Genomic DNA, 24,635 nt, shown 5'->3' with positions numbered 1-24,635 from the left:
TTGAAAGGAAACAAAGGAACCTTCTCAAAGAAACGCAAGCAAATGCTGCTCAATGATAAGCCTCTCGGGTAACACGAGGTACGCTGGTGTCAACCAGTGAGCTATACCACTATGATTGCAGGTAAGGCTCTACAAAATGTAGGGCCTTTTCTTTGGCCTAAATAGTAGCGTAATAACCGGCTGGGTTGGGGTAAACGGCTATATTTGTTCTAAACGCCTTTCCTCCGCCTTACCAACTCCTATGGAATATCCTCTGCTGAAACTGGCTGCCATCGATATTGGATCTAATGCGGTGCGCTGCCAGATTTCGGCGGTACTCCACTACGGCGAGCGGTACCGGCTGAAGCGGGTGGAGTACGTGCGCTACCCCCTGCGCCTGGGCGAGGATGTGTTTGCCACCGGCCGGATTTCGGAGAAAAAGCAGGACAAGTTCATCAAGTTCCTGCACGCCCTGCGCCTACTCATGGAGGTACACGATGTGGCCCCCAACCACTACTTGGTGTGCGCCACCTCGGCCATGCGCACCGCCGAAAACGGCCAGGAGGTAGCGGCCCGCATTCAGCAGGAGCTAGGCATGACGGTGCAGGTAATTGACGGGCAGGCCGAAGCGGCCTACATCAACCGCGTAATTGAGCACCTGCTCGAAGACAAAAAACACTACCTCCACATTGATGTGGGCGGGGGCAGCACCGAGTTCAATATCTACCATGACCGGCGCAAAGTGGCCTCGCAGTCGTTTGAGGTGGGCTCCATCCGGCGCATGCAGCAGGAAGAAGCTGGTCTCAGCACCGAAGCCATGCGCGAAACCTGGCAGCGCATGGAAGACTGGGTGACGGAAAATGGCCGCCGTTACCACGTCACCCGCGCCATCGGCACCGGCGGCAACATCAACAAGCTCTACAGCCTGGCCCAGCCCCAGTTGGACAAGCCCGTTACCCGGGCCCGGATTGCCACCATCCTTGACCACCTCACCAGCCTGAGCATGGATGAGCGCGTGAACGTGGCCATGCTCAACCCCGACCGCGCCGACGTCATTGTGCCAGCCGGCCACATCTACCTCTCGGCCATGCAGTGGGCCAACATTCACTCCATGATTGTACCCGACATTGGCTTGAAGGACGGCATGCTCCAGGCGCTGTTTGAGGACCACTTCGAGGAATTTCGGCCCAAGGACAACCACAAGCCCGGCAGCCCCCAACTCACCGTGCAAAGCCGCCCCACGGATGTAGAGTAAAGCCTTACAGCTCATGGTCGCACGGCCAGCTGCTACCTAACGAAAAAGCCTCAGCTTGTCAGCCGAGGCTTTTTCGTACCAAGCCAATCTGGTTTTAGCAACGACTTCCTTACCCTTCCTGCACTATCGAAATGGGAACCTCCGTTTCGTCTTCACCGGTATCTACGGGGGTGCAGAAGTCGGAGGGCTGCTCCTCCGCTTCTTCTTCGGCGGCCAGCACCACAGCAGATATTTCTTCCAGCACCGGCTGGGAGGCCGCCAGGGTAGCCAGGTACTCCTGGTAGAGCACATTCTCGGCGACGACAGCGTAGTTTTTCTGGTAGAACTCCTTGTGCACGTTGAAGGCCGTTTCCTCGGGCCCGGGCTGGCGGCGCACATAGGCGCCATCCTCGCGCATCACGTAGGTATTCTGGTTGTCCTTCAGGTTGAAGTACAAAATGTTGATAGCCTCACGCGTGAGCTGGGGGTTCACGATGCGGAACAAGGCTTCAATGCGCCGGTCGAAGGAGCGCACCATCACGTCGGCGGAGCCGGCGTATACTTCCGGCTGCCCGGCCTGATGGAAGTAGAACAAGCGTGCGTGCTCTAGGTATTCGCCCACAATGCTGCGCACCTCGATATTGTCGCTGAGCCCGGGTCGGCCGGGACGCAGGCAGCAGATGCCCCGCACAATTAGCCGCACGGGCACGCCGGCCTTCGAGGCTTTGTAAAACTCGTCAATGACCTCCTTGTCTTCCAGGGAGTTCATCTTCATGATGATGCCGCTGGGCAAACCCTTCTTGGCGTTTTTGGCTTCTTCCCGGATGAGGTGAATCAGCTGCTGGCGCATGTCTTTGGGCGCCGTAATCAGGTACTCGTAACCGTCGGGCTGGGAGTGGCCGGTGATGACGTTGAAAAACTCCGACACGTCGTGCCCATACACGTCATTGGTAGTGAGCAGGCTCACATCGGTGTAGAGGCGGGAGGTCTGCTCGTTGTAGTTACCCGAGCCAATGTGCACGTAGCGCGTCACCTTCTCCCCTTCCTTGCGGATGATCATCAGCATCTTGGTGTGGGTCTTGTACTTGCCCACGCCGTAGATGACAAAGCAGCCCGCCTTTTCCAGCCGCGAACCTTCCCGGATGTTACGCTCCTCATCAAAGCGGGCCTTCACCTCAAACAATACCGATACGTGCTTGCCGTTTTCAGCGGCTTTCAGCAAGGCGGCCGTCACCCGTGAGTCGTCGGCCAGGCGGTAAATGGTTTGCTTGATGCCCAGTACGTGGGGGTCTTCGGCTGCCTGCTCCAGCAGCCGCACCACGGGCTCGATGGAATTGTACGGGTGATGCAGCAGCACGTCGTGGTGCTTCAGGTATTCGAATAAATGGTCTTCGGCCCCGTCGGGCAGGGAAGGCGGCGTAACGGGAGAAGGCATTTTGGAGCCTTTGCCGCGGAAATTGGGGTGGCGCAAAATCTGCGTCAGCCCGCGCATATCCAGCAGGGAGTTGATAACGAACACGTTGCCGTTATCAATCTTCCACCGGTCCTTCAGCACGTTCATCAGCACCACGGAGGCGTCCTGCTCTACTTCCAGGCGCACCACGCGGCCTTTTTTGCGCGTTTTCAGCCCTACCTGGATTTCCTTGATAAAGTCTACGTCAATGTCCTCCGATTCTTCCAGCGTGAAGTCGCCGTTGCGGGTGATGCGGAACAGGTTGGCCGAGACAATTTCAATGTTGCGGAAAAGCTTGGGCAGATTGGCCCGTACGATTTCCTCAATCGGAATGAAGATGACTTTATCCTTGCGGGTAAGCTCGAAAAACCGCGACAGGTTCTGCGGAATCTGCACGAAGGTGAGACGCTCCTGCCCTTTTTCCGCCTCGGTATCCACGCCAGTGCGCGTCACCACCCCAAAGATGAGCATCTGGTTCATCATCAGAGGGAAGCCGTGGTAGGAGTCGTAGACCATGGGCGTGAGCAGCGGAAACACCGTGTGCTTGAAGTAGCCCTCCGCTTTCTTCAGCTCCAGCTCCGTAAGCTCCTCCATGCGCAGGATGTTGAAGCCATTGCGCTCAAACAGCGGCTTCAGCTCGTAGTGGTACGTCAGCGACTGGTCGTTGATGAAGCGGTGCGCAAAATCGAGGAGCTTGCGCCGAAAAGGCAGCTCCCGCAGGCCCGAGTAATCTACCCGCTCCTTGCCGTAGTCGATGTAGTTATAGAGGGAGCCCACCCGAATCATGAAAAACTCATCGAGGTTGGAGCTAGTGATGCTCAGAAAGCGCAGCCGGTCGAACAAGGATTTGCTGGCGTCCTTGGCCTGGTCGAGCACGCGGTAGTTGAAGCGCAGCCAACTCAGGTCGCGGCTGATGTATTTGCTTTTCCGAATGAGGTCGGCGGATTTGAAAAGTTTCATAGCGGAGGTAAAATCCAGGGTAAGATACGCAGGACGCAGGCCGGGAAGCTAGCCTTTTGCCGAAGATATGATGGCCGTGGCTTCGATTTCGACCAGCAGCCGGTCATCAATCAGGGCCCGCACTTCCACCATGGAGGTAACCGGACGAATGTGGCCAAATACTTCCCCATGGGCTTTTCCCACGGCTTCCCACTGCGAAATATCCGTGACGTAGATGCGGGTACGCACCACATCCGCGAATGTAGCCCCAGCCTGCGCCAGTGCGGCTCCTATTTTTTCCAGAATGCGCACCGTTTGTCGGTAGGCGTCGCCCCCGGCCACGGTGTCACCGTCCTGGGCGGTGGTGCCGGCTACTTCTATTACGTTGCCCACGCGCACGGCCCGCGAGTAGCCCACAATGGCTTCCCAGGGGGCGCCGGAAGAAATGTTCTGTCTCATCTGCGTTGCGCTTGCTTGGCAGCCGGGTGGGAGGGCCCCTCCCGTGAGGTAAAGCCCAGCCCGCATCGGTGGCTACATTGGGAAAATTCTCGTGAGCAAATGTTCGGCATGCCCAACAAAAAGGCCCGCTTGCGGCGGGCCTTTTTGGTTAAACGCTTATACGTCGACTTTCGCGTATTTGGCGTTTTTCTCGATAAAGTCCCGGCGGGGAGCTACTTCGTCGCCCATGAGCATGGAGAACAGGTGGTCGGCTTCAACGCCCGAGTCTACGTCTACGCGCTTGAGCGAGCGGGTGGCCGGCTGCATGGTCGTGGTCCAGAGCTGCTCGGCGTTCATCTCGCCCAGACCCTTGTAACGCTGCACGTTCACGGTTTCGGGGCGGCCGCGGCCCAGTTCTTCCTGAGCGCGCATCCGGTCGTCCTCGGTCCAGCAGTAGCGCTCCTCTTTGCCCCGCTTCACCAGATACAAAGGCGGCAGCGCAATGTAGATGTAGCCTTTTTCAATCAGCTCCGGCATGTAGCGGAAGAAGAACGTCAGAATCAGCGTACGAATGTGGGAGCCGTCGATGTCGGCATCGGTCATGATGACGATTTTGTGGTAGCGCAGCTTATCCAGGTTCAGGGAGCGGGAAGTGCTGCCATCATCCTCGTCGGTCTTCTTCTCGAAGCTCACGCCGAGGGCCGTAATCATATTGCGGATTTCCTCGTTTTCATAGATGCGGTGTTCCTGCGCCTTCTCCACGTTCAGGATTTTACCCCGCAGCGGCAGAATAGCCTGGAACGCGCGGTTGCGCCCCTGCTTGGCCGTGCCACCGGCCGAGTCCCCTTCCACCAGGTACAGCTCGCAGATAGCCGGATCCGACTCCGAGCAGTCGGCGAGCTTGCCGGGCAGGGAATTAGAGCCCAGCACGGTTTTACGCTGCACCATCTCGCGGGCTTTCTTGGCGGCTACCCGGGCCTTGGCGGCCAGAATCACCTTTTCCACGATAACGCGGGCCTCCTTGGGGTTTTCCTCCAGGTACTGATTTAGGATTTCGCCTACTACCTGGTTCACGGCCCCGCTTACTTCGGAGTTACCCAGTTTGCCCTTGGTCTGACCTTCAAACTTCGGCTCCGCTACCTTCACCGAAATAACCGCCGTAAGGCCTTCGCGGAAGTCGTCGCCCTGAATTTCGATTTTGGCCTTGGCTACCTCCCCCGACTTCTCAGCATAAGCCTTCAGCACCCGGGTAATGGCCGAGCGGAAGCCCGCCACGTGCGTCCCACCCTCGTGGGTGTTGATGTTGTTGACGTAGGAGTAGATGTGCTCCTGGTACGAGTCGTTGTACTGAAACGCCACTTCCACCGGAATACCCCGATCCGTCGCCACGTACACGGGCTTGGTCATGAGTACGGTGCGGCTGTTGTCGAGGTACTGCACGTACTCAGCTACGCCGCCCTGGGAGTAGAACTCGTCGCGCTGCTCTTCGCCCCCATCGGCGGGTGTGCGCAGGTCGGTGAGGACGATGCGGATACCGCGGTTGAGGTAAGCCAGCTCCCGCAGGCGCGTGGCAATCCGCTCGTAGGAGTACACGAGCGTTTCATCGAAGATAGTGGGGTCGGGCTGGAACCACACCAGGGTACCTCGCTCGGTGGTGTCGCCAATCTCGCGCACATCGTATTGGGGTACGCCAATGGTGTACTCCTGCTCGTACACATGCCCGTCGCGCTTTACCGTGACGTGGGTGTGGGTGCTGAGTGCATTCACGCAGCTCACGCCCACCCCGTGCAGGCCGCCCGAGGTTTTGTAGCTATTCTTATCGAATTTGCCACCGGCGTGGAGCACGGTGAGGGCTATTTCGAGGGCCGATTTGCCAAACTTTTGGTTGATGCCAACGGGAATGCCGCGGCCGTTATCCTGCACCGAAATGGCGTTGCCGGGGTGAATGGTCACCTCAATCCGGTCGCACTGTCCGGCCAGGGCTTCATCAATGGAGTTATCGACTACCTCCCACACCAGATGGTGCAGACCTTTCACGCCAGTGTCGCCGATGTACATGGAGGGACGCTTGCGCACGGCTTCGAGGCCTTCGAGCACCTGAATGCTATCCGCGGAGTAGTCCGAGGTACCGATTATCTCTTGTGTTTCACTCATGTGACGCAGTTAATTCAGCCTGATTTAGGTATCCACAAAGATACCTATTTTATCTGGTTTTTGCCAGTTTCTGTGCGGTTTTGGCAGCTTTCGGCCAGGTATTTTTCCATTTCAAAGCCCCTCTATTTGCTTGACTCATTGCACCTTTTTTTACCGGCTTCAGGCTGGCCATTCAAGCAAATATTCAGGCCTTTTTAGTAGCTTGTCTACCTTGCTGCCCGGCACGCGTAGAACCAATGCGGGTAGCCGCCCGAACCAATTTTGAAAACTTCTGTTTTGTAGTTCTATGCCTGAAGTTGCCAACCTTACGCTAAGCGAGGCTACGCGCACGGAGCCCGTGCTGCACTACGCCTATTGCATCGACGCCTCCAACCGTCCCGCCAACCATATGGGCGACTGGCCGGAAGAAGGCAAAATTTACCCCGTCCGGCTGGTTCCCAGCAAGGTAGAGGGCTTGGAGTTGGTCCACGTGCTGGGCTTTGAGGGCAATGCCCCGTACTTCAACGCCTTTAGCCCCCACCGCTTTGAAATTGCGGCGGAAGTGTACCTGAATTAAGCTTTTCACCTTCTTTTTCCGGGCCGCGTGGTGGTTTTCAGCTTTTGGGCTGCGGACTGTCACGCGGTCTGCTTTTCGTTGATGCGCTACTTTTTTCTGCTTGCCCTAATCGGCCCCGCATTCCTGAGCAACTGCCAGCAGCCCACCGCCGACACCCCAACGGCAACTGCTACCGCAACCGTTGCGGCCTCCGCCCAAACCGAGGCCGACGCCCGGGCGGCCGTGGCTCGCTTTGTAACCGGGCAGCCAAACGCCGCACTTTACCAGCTTGATTCGGCCAGCGTGGTAGATGCAGGTACGCAGTGGCAGGTGCTGGTGCCCCGCACCGACTGGGCTGGCCGAATGCCTGATAAGGCGGCCTTTGAGGTGACGAAGCAAAACGGTCAGGTTAAGAGCCTGATGGTGAAGTAACCTTCTCGAACGCAAGCGGTGCGGTATCTTTGCAGCATGACATACCGTGCGCAAACTGTTGCGAGCTGCTGGCTGGCCGCGTCCCTCCTGCTTACCGGCTGCATTAAGGAACCCTACGACCCAGCCCCCACGCCTCCTGGTGGCACAGCCATTGACGACGACAACATGATGACGATGGGCAACCCCAGCGGGGCTACGGCCGACGTCGGCCAGCCCACCAATTACCTGCTGGTAAAGCCCCAGTATGCACTGAGTTACCACCGCGACCGGGGCATTCCCAATTGGGTGAGCTGGCGCATCGCCGCTTCCTGGCTGGGCTCAGCCGACCGCCAGGACGACTTCCGCGCCGATAATACGCTACCGGCCGGCTGGTATCAGGTGCAAGGCTCCAGCTACTCGGGCTCGGGCTTCGACCGGGGCCACAACTGCCCCTCGGCCGACCGTACCAGCTCCGTGGCCGATAACTCGGCCACGTTTCTGATGACCAACATGATTCCGCAGGCGCCCAACAACAACCAGCAAACCTGGGCCGACCTGGAGAACTACTGCCGCACACTGGTGCGCGCCGGGAATGAGCTCTACGTCATCATGGGCAGCTACGGCAAGGGCGGAACCGGGTCGAACGGTTTGGTAACGACCCTGGATAATGGTCGCGTGACGGTGCCCAAGCGCGTATGGAAGGTGATTGTGGTGCTGCCTGTGGGCAACAACGACGCCGCCCGCGTCAGCGCATCTACCCGCCTTATTGCCGTGGATACACCCAACGACAACGGCCTGAGCCGAGCCTGGGGACAGTACCGCACCAGCGTGGATGCCATTGAAGCCGCCACGGGCCTCGATCTGCTTTCGGCTGTACCCCCTGCTGCGCAGGCGGCAGTGGAAGCAAAAGTTGACGCTGGGCCAGTGAATTAGTATTAGCTACATTCTGCAACTGTGGCTTGCAAAGCAACTATCCTTCTGGGAATATTTTCCTGTTCCACGCATTGCTAGAGTACAGCCTTCTGCACGCACAAAGTGCAACGGAATCTGTGGTCGGGGCCTCGTTTGGATCCAAATCAAAGACCGGCCACGGCCAGGTATGGTTGACCCGTTCCAAGTTTTGCCGATAGGTAAATGTGCTGGACTTAACACAGCAGGTACAGGCCGCCATAGAGGGTCGTAGTCCCATCTGGTACCTGAGCTAAATCATCCTGTGAGAAATGAACCCGGCCGGCATACGACAATCCGGGCGGGCTCTATGTGGGCGACAGGGAATTGCGGCGTCTGCGCACGATTTGAATTACCTAAAACCGGCGAAGCACCCTTGAGGATGTACAGCATTTTCCAACGACTCCCCGCCGACAAGGGAAACCTCGTTCACATCACAAAGGCCATAATTCCTTGGGGGTCCCTCAGCTTCAAGTAGTGGAGATATGGCGGAGGATTGACTATAGCCGTTCCCAGACCATCCCACCGCGCTCCTCGAACCGGATCAGCCCATCGGCCTTAGTCAAGTAGAGCATGACCACCACCTGGGACCCAGAAGAGAGGGTACTGGAGGTGCCTCCCCACACCGCCGGGTAGGTGTGACCTGCGAAGGTGGCGGGTGAAAGTATCTGGGTTTCGTCTTCAATTTCCTGTAGGGGCACTTCCACCGTCGTCGATCCAATTGCGAAGGTCGCCTGAACCCGGGTGGGACCAGCAGTGGATACCCAGAATTTCAGCTCCTTGTTCTCACTGTTGCCCGTAGAATCACTGCGTTCGAGTAGGTGCCAGCTATACTCCCGGTAGTACTGTGGGCAAACCTGATACCTCGAACTTACCCCATCCATCTTGTTTTCGGCAGTAGTGACGCGGTAGCTGCGCACGTAGCCCGTACTGGCATTGCGGAACCGGAGCACGGCATCTTTGGAATACGGGACAGACCAGGCACGTTGGCCGTCCGTCAAGGGGTACTGGGGTACGGCATCAGTGTCACACCCCTTCTTACAACCCGAAATGACTACAACCAAGCTAACCCACAGCGAAGAACCAAGATGAAAGCGCATACAAACCAGTTTGAATGAACGAGAAGAGGCGAAAACTACTGATTTAGCGCCATGAGCGTACCTCCACTCACCATGCTTGAAACTTGATGGGTTGAATTTGCACCACCTGGAAAATCACCCATCACCAGCAAGTTCACGCCTATGTCCGCCAAAAAAACAACCAGTGAATCGTTTCCCTATCAGGGTCAGTCGTTTGACTAGCTTCAGCCACCGGTGCGCTTTCCAACGGTTTGCAGCCGAAACGAAAAACCTATTTCATATCTTTAAACAGACGACAAAGGAGTTTCTTGTATAACCCACCAACAAAAAAGTCACCCAGCTATTAAGCTAAGTGACTGATAACGAACGTGGCCCCGATTGGATTCGAACCAATGACCGGCTGCTTAGAAGGCAGCTGCTCTATCCAGCTGAGCTACGGGGTCAGAACACAAAAGCCGCCCACCCATATGGAGGGCAAACGGCTTTTACATCGAACGTCGGGGTGGCAGGATTCGAACCTGCGGCCTCCTGCTCCCAAAGCAGGCGCGATACCGGGCTACGCTACACCCCGAAAAACAATGAAGAATGAAGAACCGGGAACTCGAAAGCAACGCTTCTCCCATAATTCTTCATTCCTCATTTTGAAAACAGCGGAGAGAGGGGGATTCGAACCCCCGGTAGCCTTTAGAGCTACGGCAGTTTAGCAAACTACTGGTTTCAGCCACTCACCCATCTCTCCTGATGACGAGTACTCTTCCGGCCGAAGAGTGCGCAAATATACAACCAGCACGCAGAAATCAACGCTTTCCTAAAAAATTCTTTCCTCGCCGCGGTGCGCAGGCGGTGTTATATTTGCCTGCATGGCACACGAACGGCACGCATGAAAATCAGCTGGGTATACCCGTGGAACTGGGCAGAGGTGGTGGCTGTCAGCCTGTTCGTGCTGCTGTACGTGGGCTATATTCTGCGGACTCGGCGGCTGGCTGGCCCCTTCGGACAGCGGGGTTGGCGCCTGGCGTGGAAGCTGCCGCTGCGCCTGATTTATTTTTCGCTGCTGCTTGTTGCTTTCCTAGGTCCGGCCTACGGGGTGCGGCAGCAAGCGGTGCGCACCGCCGGCAAGGACGTGTGGCTGCTGGTAGACGTTTCCCGTTCTATGGATGCCCCCGACGTGGCGCCGACCCGCCTGCAAAAAGTGCGGGGGGAACTGATTCGCTTGGCCAGCCGCTTTCAGGCCGACCGCATCGGGCTCATCGTCTTTGGGGCAGAAGCCTATGTACAGTGCCCGCTCACTTACGACCAGGGTGCGCTGCAGCTGTTCCTGAACTCCCTGCAGACCTCACTGGTCCCCCAGGGCACTACCGATCTGGCTCCCCCGCTGGAGCTGGCTCTGAAGCGGCTCACGGCCGTTCCAGCCGGCGACGCTTCGCCCCGGGCGCTGGCCATGGTGCTGATCAGCGACGGGGAAGATTTTGGCGAGAACCTCGAACCCGTTCTGCGCGAAGTCTCCAGGGCCGGCGTTCAACTCTTCACCGTAGGCGTGGGCACGAGCGAAGGTAGCCGCATTCCGCTGGCAACAGGAGGTTACCTGCGCGATGCCAAAGGCCGGGACGCCCTCACCCGGCTGGAACCCAGCGTGCTTCGTCGGCTGGCCAGCCAATCGAGCGGGCAGTATTTTGAGCTGACGGCTCAGCGGAACGAATTTCCGCAGCTTGTGCAGGCCCTTAACCGCGTAGAAGGAAGAACCGAGCAGGTGCGCACCGTAGCCGTAGCAGATAACCGCTACCGTTACCCGTTGCTGGCGGCCCTGGGGCTGCTGCTGCTTGATATCCTGCTCACTGTACGCGTAATCCGACCATGAAAAGCGGCCTGCTCATCCTTCTTTTTCTGGTTTCCCTGTGGGGCGGATTAACGGGCATCCACACCCGCAACGAGGCCGTACAGGCCGGCGCCCAGGCCTACCAGAAACGCCAGTATGGAGCAGCCCTGCGCTGGTACCGGGAGGCGTTGGCAACTATGAAACGGCCAGAGGAGCCGGTTTTGCTTAATGCCGCCCACGCCGCCTGGCAGGCCCAGCAGCCCGGGCTGGCCCGTACCTACTACAGCCGACTGCTCACCAGCCGCAACCTACCCATGCGCAGTGTGGCGCAGCAACAGTTGGGCCTACTCGCCGGCCAACGCCGGGACTACGCCCTGGCGGCCCGTTTTCTGCGTCAGGCCCTAGTGGACAACCCCAAAAACGCGGCGGCCCGCTACAACTATGAGGCGGTTCTGCGCTATTTAAACCGGCGCCCCGAGCCCGAAGATGCTTTACCCGACGAACCCAGGGAACAGACGGGCCCGCAGGAAACCACTCCGCAGCCCAAAACCCAGCAAGGCAATCAGCAAAGCGGGGCGCTGAATGACCCGACCCGGCAAAACCAGCGCCAGCCGCCGCAAGCCCGCCCTGATGCGCGGGGCCAGCAAAGCCCCAACCAAACCGGCGGCCCCGGCGGGCAGGACCAGACGGCCTTTACGCCGGGCCAGGGCCAGGAACAGCAGGTAGCTCAGGGCCGCCAGCCCGGCTCTGTGCGCGGCCTGGGTGACCCTACCGTTGACAGTGGATCCGACGCGCCGGCGGGCAGCCGCCAAGCCGGCTCGGAGAATGCCGCTCCCGACGCTGCCGCCTTGCAAACGCAACGCGCCCGACTCCAGCAAATGCAGCTTACCCCGGCCCAGGCCCAGCAGCTGCTAGAGGCCTTGCGGGCGGCGGAGCAACAGTACCTGCAGCAGCTTCCTCGGAAAGCGCCGCGCCGGTCAGCGTCCTCCAAACCCGCCTGGTAATCTTTTACTCGCGGGCGTTGTTCATCAGGCGCCCGTTGCGGGTACGACGCAGGTGCGTACTTTTATCCCGGAAAGTCAACTGCTTTCCTTCTTTCCCCAACCCCACCCAATCAACATCATGCAAATCAAAGAAGTGGTAATTGTGGCCGCCGTGCGCACGCCCATCGGCTCATTTGGCGGTAGCCTGGCCTCGTTGTCGGCCACCGAATTGGGGGCTATTGCCCTAAAAGGTGCCCTCGAAAAAGCCGGCGTCGACGGTCAGCACGTGCAGCAGGTTATTATGGGCAACGTTATTTCGGCCAACCTGGGTCAGGCCCCGGCGCGGCAGGCTTCCAAGAAAGCCGGTTTGCCCGATACCGTAGAATGCACCACCGTGAATAAAGTGTGTGCCTCCGGTACCAAAGCCATTATGATGGGCGCCCAGGCCATTATGCTGGGCCAGGCCGACGTAGTGTTGGCCGGCGGCATGGAAAGCATGTCGAACGTGCCTTACTACCTGGATAAAGCGCGTTTCGGAGCTAAATACGGGCACGGTCAGATGATTGACGGCTTAGTGCGGGACGGCCTCTGGGACCCGTACCACGATTACGCCATGGGCAACGCAGCTGATGCCACGGCAGCGCACTACGGCATCAGCCGCGAAGAGCAGGACGCTTTTGCCCGCCAGAGCTACGAGCGGAGCGCTGAGGCAGCCAAGGCCGGCAAGAAAAAGGATGAGATTGTGCCCGTGACCATTACGGTGCGCGGCAAGGAAACCATCATCAGCGACGACGAGGAATACACCAAGGTAGACTTTGCCAAGTTTGCGGGCCTGAAGCCAGCCTTCACCAAAGAAGGCACGGTGACGGCCGCCAACGCCTCTACCCTTAATGATGGCGCTGCGGCCGTACTGCTGATGAGCCGCGAGAAGGCCGAAGAGCTAGGCGTAAAGCCCCTGGCGCGCATCCGGGGGTTTGCTGATGCCGAGCAGGCTCCCGAATGGTTCACCACTACTCCGTCGCTGGCCATTCCCAAGGCGCTGAAAAATGCGGGGGTAGAGGCTTCAGAAGTTGATTTTTACGAAATCAACGAGGCTTTTTCGGTAGTTTCGCTGGCCAACAACAAGCTGCTGAACCTGGAAGGAACCAAAGTGAACGTGTACGGCGGAGCCGTAAGCCTGGGCCACCCGCTGGGGGCTTCGGGAGCACGCATTGTGACGACCCTCGTGAACGTATTGCAGAACGAAGGCGGTAAAATCGGCGTGACGGGTATCTGCAACGGTGGCGGTGGCGCCAGCAGCATTGTGGTAGAAAAGCTCTAACAGCAAAACCACGGATTCGGGCGGATTTCGCGGATCTTGTGGACGATTTGCTCGGTTAAAGCCCTGCTGCGCATTGCGGCAGGGCTTTTGTTTTATGGTTCGGCAACACAACTGCCAAAAATACTTTGGTATTTCCCTCGTTCTTGCAGCTATGAAATCCTTTGTCTTTGCCTCTGCCCTGCTCGTGCTTGCTACGGTTACTTCGGCCCAGGGCCAGAAGCTACGGCGGCTAACCACCTATTTCGACTCAACTAATACCCAGAAACGGGAAGTGTTTTCGGCCCTGGTGGGGCGCGACACCGTGATGGAGGGCCCCTATAAGCGGTTTTACCGCTCCGGCAAGCTGGAAGCCCAGACGCGCTACGCCGCCGGCAAGCGCGACTCGGCCTATGTGGAGTTTCACCCCGACGGCGCACGGCGGCTCGAAGTCACCTACCGACAAGGCGTGCGCCAGGGCACTTTCAAGACCTATTACCCTAATGGCAAGCCCGCCCAGGAAGGCAGCTACGAAAACGACCAGCCCACGGGGACGCTCCGCTATTTCCACCAGAACGGGGAAGTAAAGCTGGAAACCACGCTTACCAACGGCCAGCCGGCCGGCGCCGTGCGCGAGCTGTATCCCTCCGGCAAAACCAAGGTGGAAATTACCTACCTGAATGGGCAGGCCAATGGCCCCATGAAAACCTATTACGAAAACGGCCAGCTCCAAAGTGAGGCAACGATGAGCAAAGGCCTGCTGGCTGGCCCCTACAAGACTTACTACGACAACGGCCAGCTGGAAACCGACGTGCAGGCCGACCGCACCGGGCACGGCACGTACCGCAGCTACTACCGCTCGGGCAAGCTGCGCACCGAGGGCAACTACGCCCCCGCCACGCTGGTAGGCCGCGCTATTAAGAACCCGCTGGCCGATGACTTGACCGCCCAGGCCAAAAAGCTGGCCGGCGGCACCAGCAACCTCGATGGGCCAGTGAAAACCTACTACGAAAGCGGCGCCCTCAAAAGCACCCAGCAGTACCGCCAGGGCACACTCCAGGGTACGCAGGAAGATTTCTACGAAACGGGGAAAGTAGAGCGCAAAACGGAATACAGCAACCAGGCCCGCGACCGGAAAATAACGCTCTTCACCCCGGCCGGCGCCGTGCAGGCCGAGCAGCTCTACAAAAATGGCCAGCCCAACAGCCTTTGGCGCACTTACTTTCCCGATACCAAGCAAGTGCAGCTGCAGGAAACCTACCTGAATGGCCGCCTCGCCGGCGAGCAGCTCACATACTTTCCCTCGGGCACCGTGCAGCGCAAAAAAGTTTTTGAGAACGGCAAAGCCACCGGCCTGAGCCCCGAGTACTACCCTTCGGGCAAGCTGAAGGCTGAAACGACGTACGTGAAGGGCCTACGCACCGGCCCCTACCGCCAGCTGCGGGAAGATGGTACCTTGGAAGTAACCGGCAGCTTCCGCAACGACCGGGAAACCGGCACCTGGACCACCTTCGGCGCCGACGGCAAAACCATTCAGTCGACGAAAACCTACCGCAATGGGCAGGTGGCACCCGAAGGCAGCCCCGCCCCTACCAAGCCCAAGGCACCCGTAAAACGGCGGTAACCGAGGCCTCTAGAACCGGATGGTAAACGCCGTGCGGCCGGTAGCATTCGTTTGCAACGAAAAGGCAAACCCGTGCTGGAGCAGAATGTCGCGGATGAGGGTGAGGCCAATGCCCTGACCGTCGCGCTTGGTGCTGTAGAAGGGCGTAAACAGGTTGCGCTGCACTTCCGGGGGAATTGCCGGGCCGTCGTTTTCGATGATGACGGTGGGCGGCGAAGCGGTGGTACGCACCCACACGTTGCCATCTTCCCCAATGGCCTCCAGAGCGTTTTTGCCGATATTGAGCAGGGCCTGCTCCAGTTGCTGGGTGTCGAGGGAAACATACAGCGGGCCTTCCGTGAGCTGCCAGTGCCAGCGGATGCGCCGTTTCTCACTTTGCACCTGCAGCAGCCGGCAGGTTGACTTCAGCAGTTCGTGTACATCCACGGTGCGCGGTATCGGGGGCGGCAGGCGCACTAGGTGGGCAAAGTTGGCAATGAAGTTGGCCAGGTGCGTGCTGCGCGTGACGGAAACGTCCAAGGCCTCAGTGAAGTCGGCGCGGTCTTCCTGGGCTAGTTGGGGAGCGTAGTAGTGGAAGCTCTGCAGAATAGAGTTTACGGCCCCGATAGAGTTGTTTACCTCGTGCGACATCATCCGGATCAGCTTTTCGTAGGCCTGCTTTTCCTGACGGATGATGTCCTGGGTTAGCTCTTCCAGCACGATAAAGTAGCGCGTGAAGCCCCGATCAAGAAAATGGGAGGCATGGGCCCGGTAGCTCTGCATACCCGAGAGCTGCACGGCCTGAGGCTGGTCTGGCTGCAGGCTACCCAGGGCCACGCCCCAGTCGCCAGGCAGGGCAGCGGGCACTTGGCCTACCAGCGTGGCGGCCGGCAGCTGCAGGAGCCGCGCTGCCGCCGGGTTTACCGACTCAATTCGTCCTTCAAAGTCGAGGAGCAGAATACCGGCCGGCGAGGCCTGAATAAGGTGTTCCAGCAGAAAGCTTTTTTCGTGCTGGGTGATGCGTTCCTGACGCAGCGCATCAATCATGTGGTTGTACACGTCAATCAGTTGGTCCATCTCGCGCTGCTGCACGGGCACAAACTTGGTAGAGAAATCCTTGGCCCGAATGGCCTCCGTACCGGCCGCAATCAGCTGAAATGGCCGCACAAAATCCCGGTACAGCTGCACGGTGAGGATGATGGACACCACCAGCAGCATCTCCGCCCCAATAAACCAGACCGTATGCTGGCGCAACACCTGCCAGGTCAGCACCAGCAGCAGGCTATGAATCAGTACCGCAAACAGCAGAAATTTTAGGCGCAGCGTCATTCGGGAATACGTTAGTAGAGGCCATGCCGAGCAGAGTCGGGGCATGACGGGCAAAGTCGCCAGCGTAGGTTACTGCGCCAAATCGAACGGAATGGCGTATTTCTCCAAGCGACGGTAGAGGGCACCCCGGCTAAGCCCCAGCGCTTTGGCCACTTTCGATACGTTGCCGGCGTAGTGCTCCATCGACTTGCGAATCATCTGCGACTCCAGCTCATCCAGGGTCATGGAGCCCACCGGGGGCAGCTCTCCGGGCTGAGTGGCAATGGGTACCGCCGTAGGCCGGAATTGCGCCTGGAAATCCTCGGGCCCCAACTCATCCTTGCCGCTGACGAGTACGGCCCGCTCCACCAGATTTTTCAGCTCCCGGATGTTGCCGGGCAGGGGCTGCTCGCGCAGCCAGTGGAGGGCACGCGTGTTCACCTTCAGCGAAGGCCGGTTGTAGGTCGCACGGAGGTAATCCACGAAGTGCTGCACCAGCAGTGGAATGTCGGTGGGCCGCTCGCGTAGGGAGGGCAGGCGCACGGTTATCAGGTTGATGCGGTAAAATAAGTCCTCCCGAAAGCGGCCTTCGCGCACTTCTTGGGCCAGGTCGCGGTTGGTAGCGCAGATGACGCGAATATCGAGCCGGCGCGGCTTGCTGTCACCCAGCACCTCGTAGGTGCGGTCCTGGAGGACACGCAGCAGCTTCACCTGCGAGGTCATATCCAGCTCCCCTATCTCATCGAGGAAAATGGTGCCACCGTTGGCCAGCTCAAAGCGCCCTACCCGGTCAGTTTTGGCATCGGTGAAGGCCCCGCGCCGGTGACCGAACATTTCACTTTCAAACAGCGAGGCCGAGATACCGCCCAGGTTCACTTTCACGAAGGGTTGGCGGCGGCGGTGCGAGTTCTGGTGCACGGCTTCGGCAATCAGCTCCTTGCCCGTCCCCGACTCGCCCTCAATCAGCACCGAGGCATCGGTGGCAGCCACCTGGCCCACGCTGCGCAGCACGTGCAGGAGCCGCGCATCCTGCCCAATGATGTTCTGGAAAGCAAACTGCTTGTCCAGCTGGCGGCGGGTGGGCGCCTGGGCATCGTCGGAGGCCGGGGTAGCCTCGGCGCTGGCGGCCAGGTCCAGGCACGTGCGGATGGTTTGCAGCAGGGCGTCGTTATTCCAGGGCTTGGTCACGAACTCGGCGGCCCCGGCCTTCATACCTTCTACGGCCAGCGTGATGGAGCCCCAGCCGGTAATTAGTATCACGGGCAGGTTTGGGCGGATGGCCTTTACCTGGCCGAGCAGGGCCAGCCCATCGTGCCCGCTGGTGTCGAGGGAGTAGTTCATATCCATCAGCACCAGCTGCACGCTGGGGTCGGGCACCACGGCCAGGGCAGCTTCGGGGGTGCCCACCGCCTTGGCTGCGTAGCCGGCCTGCTTGAGCAGCAGGCTCAGGGAGGTGCGCACCGCCACGTCGTCGTCAACAATCAGAATCATGCCTACAAAAGAAAGAGAAGCGAAGGACGGTATTTGGGGGGGAAGCCGCAACCCTGCGGGAGCCGCCCGGTTAAAACCGGCGTGGCTCCGCAAGCCAGAAGGCGGAGTCGGGTATCGGCAAGACAGGTTGCAATGCGGGCCAATCCTATCCTCACCCCTAGCGGGAAAACAAAGCAAAAGTGCCCCGGGAAGGGAGTATCCCATTCCGGGGCACCAAGGCTACTCTTCGCGCAAGGCTACGGCTGGCTGAATGCGGGCCGCCAGGCGGCTGGGCTGCCAGGCACACACGGCCGTGAGCAGAAAGATCAGGCCAGTAGCGATGAGCATGCCCAGCAAGTACACGTTGGTGGGCACATCGAAGGCCTGGAGCAGCGGGAACTGCGCGGCCAGCAGCAGGCCCAGGGCCACACCCAGGGTGGTGAGCACCAGCATCTCGCCCAAAAACTGCGCACTGATGCCGCGCCCCGAAGCGCCTAATGCACGGCGCAATCCCACTTCGGCGCGGCGCTGGTTGATGTTGTACCACAGCACCCCAAACAGCCCCAGGGCGACGTTCACAATCAGGAACAAGCCTACCACAGCCAGAGCCGCCAGCGGGGCCACCGTGATTTTGAGCTTGTCGAGGCGGTCGGCTTCCAGGGCATAGACCTGGGTGCTCCACTTGCGCGTGACGCCAGCCACCGTGTGCACAATTTTTTGCTGAAGCTCGGCACCCTGACCGGGGGCTACGCGCACCAGCACCGCGGCGCCTTCCCAGCTGGTGGTATCGTGGGGCTGCAGGCGCATCCACATGGAAGGAGCCTCACCATCGAAGTCGCCGTGCGGGCGTACGTTTTCCGTTACACCCACCACCTGAAACTCGGTTTTGTTTTCGGTGCCAGGGCCCGCACTTTCCCGGATTATCTGACCCACTACGCGCGGGGCGTCGCCAAACAGCTTTTCGCGCATGTTGCGACTGATAATGGCCGGACGGCGCGTGGAAGCATCGTCGGAGGGCTGGAACCAGCGGCCCTCTACCAGCTGCAGGCCCATGGTGGCCGCATACCGGTCGTCGGCGTCGTAGCGGTCCACATTGTCTATCTTGTTTTTACCGGCCTCAAATTCCCCATTCATGGTAATAAAGCGAAAGGGGGTATTGCCACTAGTAAGCGTAAGTTCTTGTACACCGGGCAGGGCGCGCACCTGGCGCAGCACGTCGTCGAGCTGGGCTCGGGGCATTTTTTCACCCTGGCCAGCATTGATATTCAGGCGCCACACCTGCTCGTGGGCAAAGCCCCGGGGCAGCACGTAGTTGGTGCCAATGCCGATGAAGATGGTGGCTACCCCGAAGAGTACGACGAAGGAGAAGAATATTTCGGACAGCAGCAGCACGTTGGTGCGCTTGCGGTTCCAGATCAGGCGGAATAAATGACGAAACATGGCTAGAACAAAGGAAAGGTGAGGAAGAAACCCGGGCGCGGCTAGCGCGGCCCGGCTCCGCTGCCGCGCAGCGCCGTTACGGGGTTGAGGCGGGCCATTTTCCAGGCCGGGTACACCCCGCTCATCAGCCCAAACACCAGGGTAAGACCCAGCCCCACCGCAAAGGCGCTCCAGCTCAGCCCAAAGTGGGAGTAGGCAATAAACTGTGACTCATTCAGAATGTACAGCACTACGGCTGCCAGCCCCAGCCCCAACATGCCCCCCAGTAGGGCCAGCACAATATTTTCGACCAGGAACTGGCCCACCAGCACCCGGCGCGAGGCACCAAAGGCTTTGCGTACCCCAATCTCGCTGCTGCGCTCCAGAATGCGCGTCACGTTCAGGTTCACCAAGTTGAGGGCGGGCAGCAGCATGAACAGCAGCGCGAGGCCCCCACACACCCCCAGAAAGAGCTCCATACCATCGGATTCCTTTTCCTGGTTGCTCGTCAGCTGGCGCACCACGCTGGCCAGGGCCGGGTCGGCATGAACGGAGAGCTTATCGAAGCGCTGCGGATCGGGCACTGGAATGCGCTTGGCCATCTGCTCAAACTCTTGGCGCATGGCGGGCACCTGGCTGGCCGAGGGAGCCAGCATAATAGCAATGAACGCACCTTCCAGCCGCTGGTCGCCGAACATCTCGTTGCTCAGGGTATAGGGCACCCACACGTCGGAGCTGGAATAGAGGCGCATCACGGGCACATCGGGCACTACCCCGGTAATGCGGTACGTATAGGGCCCGATTTCGAGGGTACGGCCAGCCACCCCTTTTTCAGTGCCGAAGTAGGTGCGGGCCGTGTGCTGGTTGATGACGCACACGCGGCTGCGCTGGTCGGTTTCGGCAGCCGAAAACGGACGGCCATCCAGAAACTCAAAGTCCATCAGGCGCCAGAAGTTGGCATCGGTATAGCGCACATCAAGCGTCAGGGTTTGGTTGTTGGCGAATGAGGTGGCGGTATTTGTTATCGAAGTAAGGCCCACCAGTTCGGGCGTTTTCAGGGTGCGCACGTACTTGTCGATGAAGTAGGCACTCACGGGCATGTTGTTGGAGCCTCCGTCCTTGAACCGCTCCCGGATGGAATTCACGAAAGCCATCTGGTCGATGCGCTTTTCGGGGGCATGGGCGCCGTTAAAGTGGTCGACTACGGCCACCAGCACCAGCAGAATCATGAGGGTGAAGGAAATGCCAAACAAGCTGATGGCGGTGAAGAACTTGCGGCGCAGCAGCACCTTCCAGGCAATTTTCAGATAGCTAAGCAGCATAGCGAGAGTAGGTTTCGGAAGTGGAGGAAAGGGAAAGCGCCGCCACGCGGCGCTGGAGCAGGGTGCGGGCCTTGCTGAGCTGCGACTTGCTGGTGCCTTCCGAAATACCCAGCAGCGCGGCAATTTCGGGGTGGTTGTAGCCTTCCAAGGCAAACAGGTTGAACACGGTGCGGTAGCCAGTGGGCAGGGCCTGCACCAGGGCCAGCAAATCGGCGGTTTGCAGGTCGGTTTCGGCTACGGCGGGCAGGGCGGGTGCCAGGCTGGGGCAGTCGTCGATGGCCAGCAGCAGGGGCTCGTGGCGGCCCAGCACGTTCAGGCACTCGCGCACCATAATGCGGCGCACCCAGCCTTCAAACGAGCCTTCGTGGCGGAAGCTACCCAGCCCCCGAAATACCTTCACAAAGCCCGACATCATGGCCTCTTCGGCATCGTCGGGGTTGCGCAGGTAGCGGCGGCAGGTGGCCAGCATCTTGGGCGCCAGCCGGTCGTAGAGCAGGCGCTGGGCGCGGGCCTCGCCCTGGCGGCAGGCGTCCAGCAGCGCGGTTTCGGAAAGCAGGGCGGTGGCAGTCGTTTTCATAGCTCGGTAGGAAAGTTTCGGGTTTTGGGTTTCGAGTTTCGGGTGTTGAGTTTGGGGGCTGCTCCGGCTAATGCTGTCCGCTGACAACCCGAAACTCAACACCCGAAACTCAGTTGACCTGGCTGCCGTCGAAGAAGCGGATGATCCGCTCGGTTTTGAGGGCTTGCTGCTCGTCGTGGGTCACCATCACGATGGTGGTGTTGTCGCGGCGGTTCAGGGTCAGCAGCAAATCCATAATCTCCTCCCCCATCACTGAGTCGAGGTTGCCGGTGGGTTCGTCGGCCAGGATGATGTCGGGCTGGCCTACCAGGGCGCGGGCAATGGCTACGCGCTGGCGCTGCCCGCCCGACAGCTGGCTGGGAAAGTGGCTGGTGCGGGCATTGAGGCCCACTTTATCGAGGGCGGCCAGGGCGCGCTGCCGCCGCTCCTTGCCCGAAATGCCCTTGCGGTACAGCAGGGGCAGCTCCACGTTGTCGAGCACCGAGAGGTCGTTGATGAGGTGGTAGCTCTGGAACACAAAGCCCAGACGCTGATTGCGCAGGTCGGCCAGTTCGCGGTCAGAGTACGACGTCACGGCCCGCCCCGAGAGCGTAACGGTGCCGTGCGTGGGCTCGTCGAGCAGGCCCATGATGCTGAGCAGTGTGGACTTGCCGCAGCCCGAAGGACCCATGATGCTCACAAACTCGCCCCGGTTGATGGTCAGGTTCACGCGGTTCAAAGCCAGGGTTTCCACGGTGCTGGTCTGGTACACCTTTTCAATGTCGGTAAGCTGAATGATGGGCTGAGCGGTTGCGGGGGCGGCCGTGGTGGCCTGAGCGGCGGTCAGCAGGTCGGGTCGGGCAGTCATCGTAGGCATGGGGCTGGCAGTTTGTTTGGCGGAGAAAGAAGGATGTTGCTTGCTGTGGGCAGAAGGAGTGTCCGGTTTTGCGCTACCAGAGCCCTTCCTGCATAGTAAGTAGCCAAGCCGCGTGCCATTTCGCTAACGCGCTGATTGTAAGATTATTCGTTCCCGAAACACAAAAGCAGGCACTCAAAATATTGTCCGAAACCGGACAGGGTGTTCGGAAACAGCCGGGCCGCTGCCCGGAAATAGCAAAGCCGGCTCCGCGTGGGGCCGGCTTCGGTTGCAACAGGTGGGGCAGGCGGAAGTGGGTGGCCGGTTAAGCCGAGAGGGTAGCGCGGTGGGCCGTTACGGCCGCAATGGCTGCGTCGAGGGTAGAAAGCTGGGCGTCTACCTGGTCGGCATCCACATCGGCCAGGTAGGCTTCGGCCCCGCTCACGGCCTCCATGCTCAGGGCCAGGCTGTCGCGGCGGGCAGTGGCGGCAATCAGGTTGCGGCGGGCCGTGGTCAGCTCCTGCTTGGTCAGGTCGGTGCGGGCTACGTCGGTGGTGTAGCGGGTCACGTCGTCGAGGGCCTTGGCGTGCTGGGCCGCCAGGGTGGTGGCCCGGTCGGAGGCCTGCGTTTCGGAGTACGACTGATTGTAGTCGCGGTGGGCATAGGTGGCTTTTTCCTTGCGCAGACTAGCCAGGGCGGCGTCGCAGTCGGCGTAGGTTTTGAGCACGGTTACATCAGCCATAAGCAATAAAGAAGTTAGAAGTGAAAAAATAAGCTAGACCTAAACATAGAAGTCCCACCATACAATAGCAACAGGCAGCGCCCCCGGCAGCCGCTATTTTTCTCAGCCGGTGGCCCCGGCCAGCAGCCCCCCCAGGGCGGCCGCCTCGGCCTCCAGGGCCAGGGCCCGCTGGTGGCGCAGGTGCCAGTGGGCCAGCACCTCCGGCTCCAGGGCCAGGGGCACCGTTTCCAGCCAGCTGTGCACGTAGCGCAGGCGCACTTCCTCCGGGGTGCGCGGGGCCGCACCCGCGGGCGGCGGGGGCGGCAGAGTGGCCCGCAGCCGGGGCAGGGCCGCCGCCCAGCGGGCGGCCACCGCTGCCTGTTCGGGCAAGTGGCGCAGCTGCCAGCGCATGTTGTGGGCCTCGTAGAGGCAGGTGCGGCGGCGGCGCTCCAGGGGGCCGGGCGCAAAGGGACCGGGCGGCGGGGTAGTGAGGGCGGCCGGCGCTTCGGGGACGGTTTCGGGGTCGGGGGCGGCCGGCGCGGGGGCTGCGGGGGCAGCTTCGGCGGCTTCCAGTATGGCCAGAAAGGGGGCCAGCCGCTCGTACACCTCGCGGGTAAGGGCGCGGGTGCCGCGTTCGAGCTGGTTGGTAGTAGAGGGGGCCAGGCCCAGCAGGGCGGCCAGCTCCTGCTGGCTCAGACCAAAATAGCGGCGGACCCGCGCCAAGCGCGAGTCGGAAAAAGCGGCGGGACGGGCCATAAGCAGCAGGCTTGCGAAGAATTCGGGGAAGGTAACCGGAATTCTTCGCAGGCCGCCGGGGCCGCCTGGCCTAGCGGCCTTCCACCAGGGCTATTTCCTCGGGCGTGAGCTGGTAGAGCTGGTACACCAGCTGGTCCAACTCGCGGTCCAGCGCGTGCAGGTGCTGGCGCTGCTGCGCCTGCTGCCGCTGGTGCGCCTCGAAGTGCCGCAGCCACTCGGCTTTTTCCTTCAGGGCCAGGGGGCGGCCCAGGCTTTTTTGCAGGGCCGTGCTCCAGGCTTTCCACTCTTGGGTGAGGGCCAGCTTGCCGGTGAGCGGGGCCGCGAGGCCCAGCTCGGCCCGCAGCAGGGCGCCGAAGTCGGCATCGGCCGCGTGCAGGGCGCGGTGGCCGGTTAGCAGCTGGTCGGCCAGGTCGATGAAGGGTTGTTGCTCGGCGGGGGAAATGTTGGGGATGGGAGTTTTATTCAATACTCCAGATGAGTATGTATAATAACCACCCTGTTTAGGAGAAGAAAAGCTCTGCAAAAAGAATTGACTTATTCTCGAATTAAGAAGAGCCAAAACATACTTAATACTGTAATCGATATCATCCACCGTAACAGCAAATACCCTTGCGCAGCTGAAACCAGCGCCAGTATTATCCAATGAGAATTTATGCTCTTTTACTTCGCCAGGTGAAACAATTTTTTGACTTTCAAAAATTTTCTTTTGCCCAAATCTTGTGAGACCAAACCAATCCTTTCGATCAGCGAATGTTTTACGAGAATCTTTACGCAAACCAAGCTTCTTCTTATTATCAATTAAATATCTATAAGCAACAGGATATTGCAAGGCTAATTCATCTTCATCTAGAGCAACCGTTTTTGCACCTTGCATCTTATAAGGGTAAATAACAAACATACTGGGTGTTGCCTCAGCAAATCTTTTAGGATCATTGCCCCTAATAAGAGGCAGTAAAATATCTTGCTCCAAGGCTAAATTCTCTACTTGCTGCTTATCAAGCATCATCACCTCATCCAATCCTGTAAATAGGCCAGCCCAAGCATTACCGATATTGCCCAGCACATGAAACTTTTCAAGCTTATCAAAAAGCCTCTTTTTGCTATCTGTAGCAAGCACCCATGGCTTACCACTTAGTGAATCAATATTAATATCAATTGATATTAGCTTATCAAAAACCATGTTTTGGGTATCATCAATAGACTTAACTTTTATATAAGGAAAAACCTCTTTATTTGAATTATTTTTTAAAGTAAATATACTAACATAAGTGAGTGCATCGGCAAAAATTGGCAAATCACCAAAATCAATCATCTGCACTATCCCAAAATAGTCAAGAATAAATTTCCTTACCGACTCC

Annotated in this window: 21 protein-coding genes and 3 tRNA genes; 8 read left to right on the top strand and 16 right to left on the bottom strand. The window is 59.3% G+C overall.

The genetic code is table 11. From position 1 onward, the window contains the following. Positions 1-241: 241 nt before the first annotated feature. On the top strand, positions 242-1,234 hold the full coding sequence (locus tag HER32_RS18755; protein ID WP_232066310.1) for a phosphatase: 993 nt from the start codon (positions 242-244) through the stop codon (positions 1,232-1,234). Positions 1,235-1,343: 109 nt separating this feature from the next. Here the strand turns inward: HER32_RS18755 and ppk1 are convergent, their stop codons facing one another. The 3 genes from ppk1 to gyrB form a co-directional block, all read right to left on the bottom strand. Then, positions 1,344-3,626: a polyphosphate kinase 1 gene (ppk1, locus tag HER32_RS18750; RefSeq protein WP_168682981.1), complete on the bottom strand. Its 2,283-nt coding sequence runs from the start codon at positions 3,624-3,626 to the stop codon at positions 1,344-1,346. Between the two features lie 48 nt (positions 3,627-3,674). Beyond that, a complete protein-coding gene (locus HER32_RS18745; protein ID WP_168682980.1) occupies positions 3,675-4,064 on the bottom strand; it encodes a RidA family protein in 390 nt (129 codons plus the stop codon). A gap of 156 nt (positions 4,065-4,220) precedes the next feature. Beyond that, positions 4,221-6,197, bottom strand: coding sequence for a DNA topoisomerase (ATP-hydrolyzing) subunit B (gyrB, locus tag HER32_RS18740; RefSeq protein ID WP_168682979.1), 1,977 nt, complete (start codon positions 6,195-6,197; stop codon positions 4,221-4,223). A 286-nt stretch (positions 6,198-6,483) separates the two neighbouring features. On the opposite strand from gyrB, the gene HER32_RS18735 reads away from it, so the two are divergent. The 3 genes from HER32_RS18735 to HER32_RS18725 all read left to right on the top strand — a co-directional run bounded on the left by HER32_RS18735 (position 6,484) and on the right by HER32_RS18725 (position 8,076). After that, the gene (locus tag HER32_RS18735) at positions 6,484-6,753 is read left to right on the top strand and encodes a hypothetical protein (protein ID WP_168682978.1); all 270 of its coding nucleotides are present in this window, start codon (positions 6,484-6,486) and stop codon (positions 6,751-6,753) included. An 81-nt stretch (positions 6,754-6,834) separates the two neighbouring features. Next, complete coding sequence (locus HER32_RS18730) at positions 6,835-7,164, top strand: hypothetical protein (RefSeq protein ID WP_149070675.1); 330 nt, start codon at positions 6,835-6,837, stop codon at positions 7,162-7,164. Between the two features lie 36 nt (positions 7,165-7,200). Further along, positions 7,201-8,076, top strand: a complete 876-nt coding sequence (locus HER32_RS18725) for a DNA/RNA non-specific endonuclease (protein ID WP_168682977.1) — start codon at positions 7,201-7,203, stop codon at positions 8,074-8,076. 515 nt (positions 8,077-8,591) lie between these two features. Here the strand turns inward: HER32_RS18725 and HER32_RS18720 are convergent. From HER32_RS18720 to HER32_RS18705, 4 genes are all read right to left on the bottom strand, one after another. Then, a complete protein-coding gene (locus HER32_RS18720; protein WP_168682976.1) occupies positions 8,592-9,191 on the bottom strand; it encodes a hypothetical protein in 600 nt (199 codons plus the stop codon). A 348-nt stretch (positions 9,192-9,539) separates the two neighbouring features. Beyond that, positions 9,540-9,613 (bottom strand) — tRNA-Arg (locus HER32_RS18715). Positions 9,614-9,667: 54 nt separating this feature from the next. After that, positions 9,668-9,741 (bottom strand) — tRNA-Pro (locus tag HER32_RS18710). A gap of 80 nt (positions 9,742-9,821) precedes the next feature. Continuing rightward, positions 9,822-9,909: transfer RNA gene (locus HER32_RS18705), tRNA-Ser, on the bottom strand. Positions 9,910-10,050: 141 nt separating this feature from the next. On the opposite strand from HER32_RS18705, the gene HER32_RS18700 reads away from it, so the two are divergent. The 4 genes from HER32_RS18700 to HER32_RS18685 all read left to right on the top strand — a co-directional run bounded on the left by HER32_RS18700 (position 10,051) and on the right by HER32_RS18685 (position 14,890). Further along, positions 10,051-11,028: a VWA domain-containing protein gene (locus tag HER32_RS18700; RefSeq protein WP_168682975.1), complete on the top strand. Its 978-nt coding sequence runs from the start codon at positions 10,051-10,053 to the stop codon at positions 11,026-11,028. Beyond that, entirely contained in the window at positions 11,025-11,990 is a 966-nt protein-coding gene (locus HER32_RS18695) for a hypothetical protein (RefSeq protein WP_168682974.1), read from the top strand. The genes HER32_RS18700 and HER32_RS18695 overlap by 4 nt, the downstream gene beginning before the upstream one ends. Before the next feature lie 118 nt (positions 11,991-12,108). Beyond that, on the top strand, positions 12,109-13,290 hold the full coding sequence (locus HER32_RS18690; RefSeq protein ID WP_149070656.1) for an acetyl-CoA C-acyltransferase: 1,182 nt from the start codon (positions 12,109-12,111) through the stop codon (positions 13,288-13,290). Positions 13,291-13,441: 151 nt separating this feature from the next. Further along, positions 13,442-14,890 (top strand): toxin-antitoxin system YwqK family antitoxin, encoded by a 1,449-nt coding sequence (locus HER32_RS18685; protein WP_168682973.1) that lies wholly within the window; start codon positions 13,442-13,444, stop codon positions 14,888-14,890. A 9-nt stretch (positions 14,891-14,899) separates the two neighbouring features. Here the strand turns inward: HER32_RS18685 and HER32_RS18680 are convergent, their stop codons facing one another. The 9 genes from HER32_RS18680 to HER32_RS18640 form a co-directional block, all read right to left on the bottom strand. Then, positions 14,900-16,198 (bottom strand): sensor histidine kinase, encoded by a 1,299-nt coding sequence (locus HER32_RS18680; protein WP_168682972.1) that lies wholly within the window; start codon positions 16,196-16,198, stop codon positions 14,900-14,902. Positions 16,199-16,267: 69 nt separating this feature from the next. Further along, positions 16,268-17,668 (bottom strand): sigma-54-dependent transcriptional regulator, encoded by a 1,401-nt coding sequence (locus HER32_RS18675; protein ID WP_168682971.1) that lies wholly within the window; start codon positions 17,666-17,668, stop codon positions 16,268-16,270. Positions 17,669-17,887: 219 nt separating this feature from the next. After that, positions 17,888-19,087, bottom strand: coding sequence for an ABC transporter permease (locus HER32_RS18670; protein WP_168682970.1), 1,200 nt, complete (start codon positions 19,085-19,087; stop codon positions 17,888-17,890). A gap of 41 nt (positions 19,088-19,128) precedes the next feature. Then, positions 19,129-20,388 carry an ABC transporter permease gene (locus HER32_RS18665; RefSeq protein ID WP_168682969.1) on the bottom strand — a complete coding sequence of 420 codons (1,260 nt, stop codon included), beginning with the start codon at positions 20,386-20,388 and terminating at the stop codon, positions 19,129-19,131. Next, the gene (locus tag HER32_RS18660) at positions 20,378-20,965 is read right to left on the bottom strand and encodes an RNA polymerase sigma factor (RefSeq protein ID WP_168682968.1); all 588 of its coding nucleotides are present in this window, start codon (positions 20,963-20,965) and stop codon (positions 20,378-20,380) included. Before HER32_RS18660 ends, HER32_RS18665 begins: the two co-directional genes overlap by 11 nt. A 109-nt stretch (positions 20,966-21,074) precedes the next feature. Next, the gene (locus HER32_RS18655) at positions 21,075-21,743 is read right to left on the bottom strand and encodes an ABC transporter ATP-binding protein (protein ID WP_149070686.1); all 669 of its coding nucleotides are present in this window, start codon (positions 21,741-21,743) and stop codon (positions 21,075-21,077) included. A 382-nt stretch (positions 21,744-22,125) separates the two neighbouring features. Further along, positions 22,126-22,542, bottom strand: coding sequence for a hypothetical protein (locus tag HER32_RS18650; protein ID WP_168682967.1), 417 nt, complete (start codon positions 22,540-22,542; stop codon positions 22,126-22,128). Positions 22,543-22,644: 102 nt separating this feature from the next. Continuing rightward, a complete protein-coding gene (locus tag HER32_RS18645; RefSeq protein WP_149070648.1) occupies positions 22,645-23,277 on the bottom strand; it encodes a helix-turn-helix domain-containing protein in 633 nt (210 codons plus the stop codon). A 70-nt stretch (positions 23,278-23,347) separates the two neighbouring features. Continuing rightward, on the bottom strand, positions 23,348-24,589 hold the full coding sequence (locus tag HER32_RS18640) for a TaqI-like C-terminal specificity domain-containing protein (RefSeq protein ID WP_168682966.1): 1,242 nt from the start codon (positions 24,587-24,589) through the stop codon (positions 23,348-23,350). Between the last annotated feature and the right edge of the window lie 46 nt (positions 24,590-24,635).

Origin of the sequence: Hymenobacter sp. BT18, assembly GCF_012273015.1 — a bacterium.
In the GTDB taxonomy this organism is placed as follows: domain Bacteria; phylum Bacteroidota; class Bacteroidia; order Cytophagales; family Hymenobacteraceae; genus Hymenobacter; species Hymenobacter lutimineralis.
Note: the sequence above shows the minus strand (reverse complement) of the source record. Positions and strands in the feature narration are given on the sequence as shown.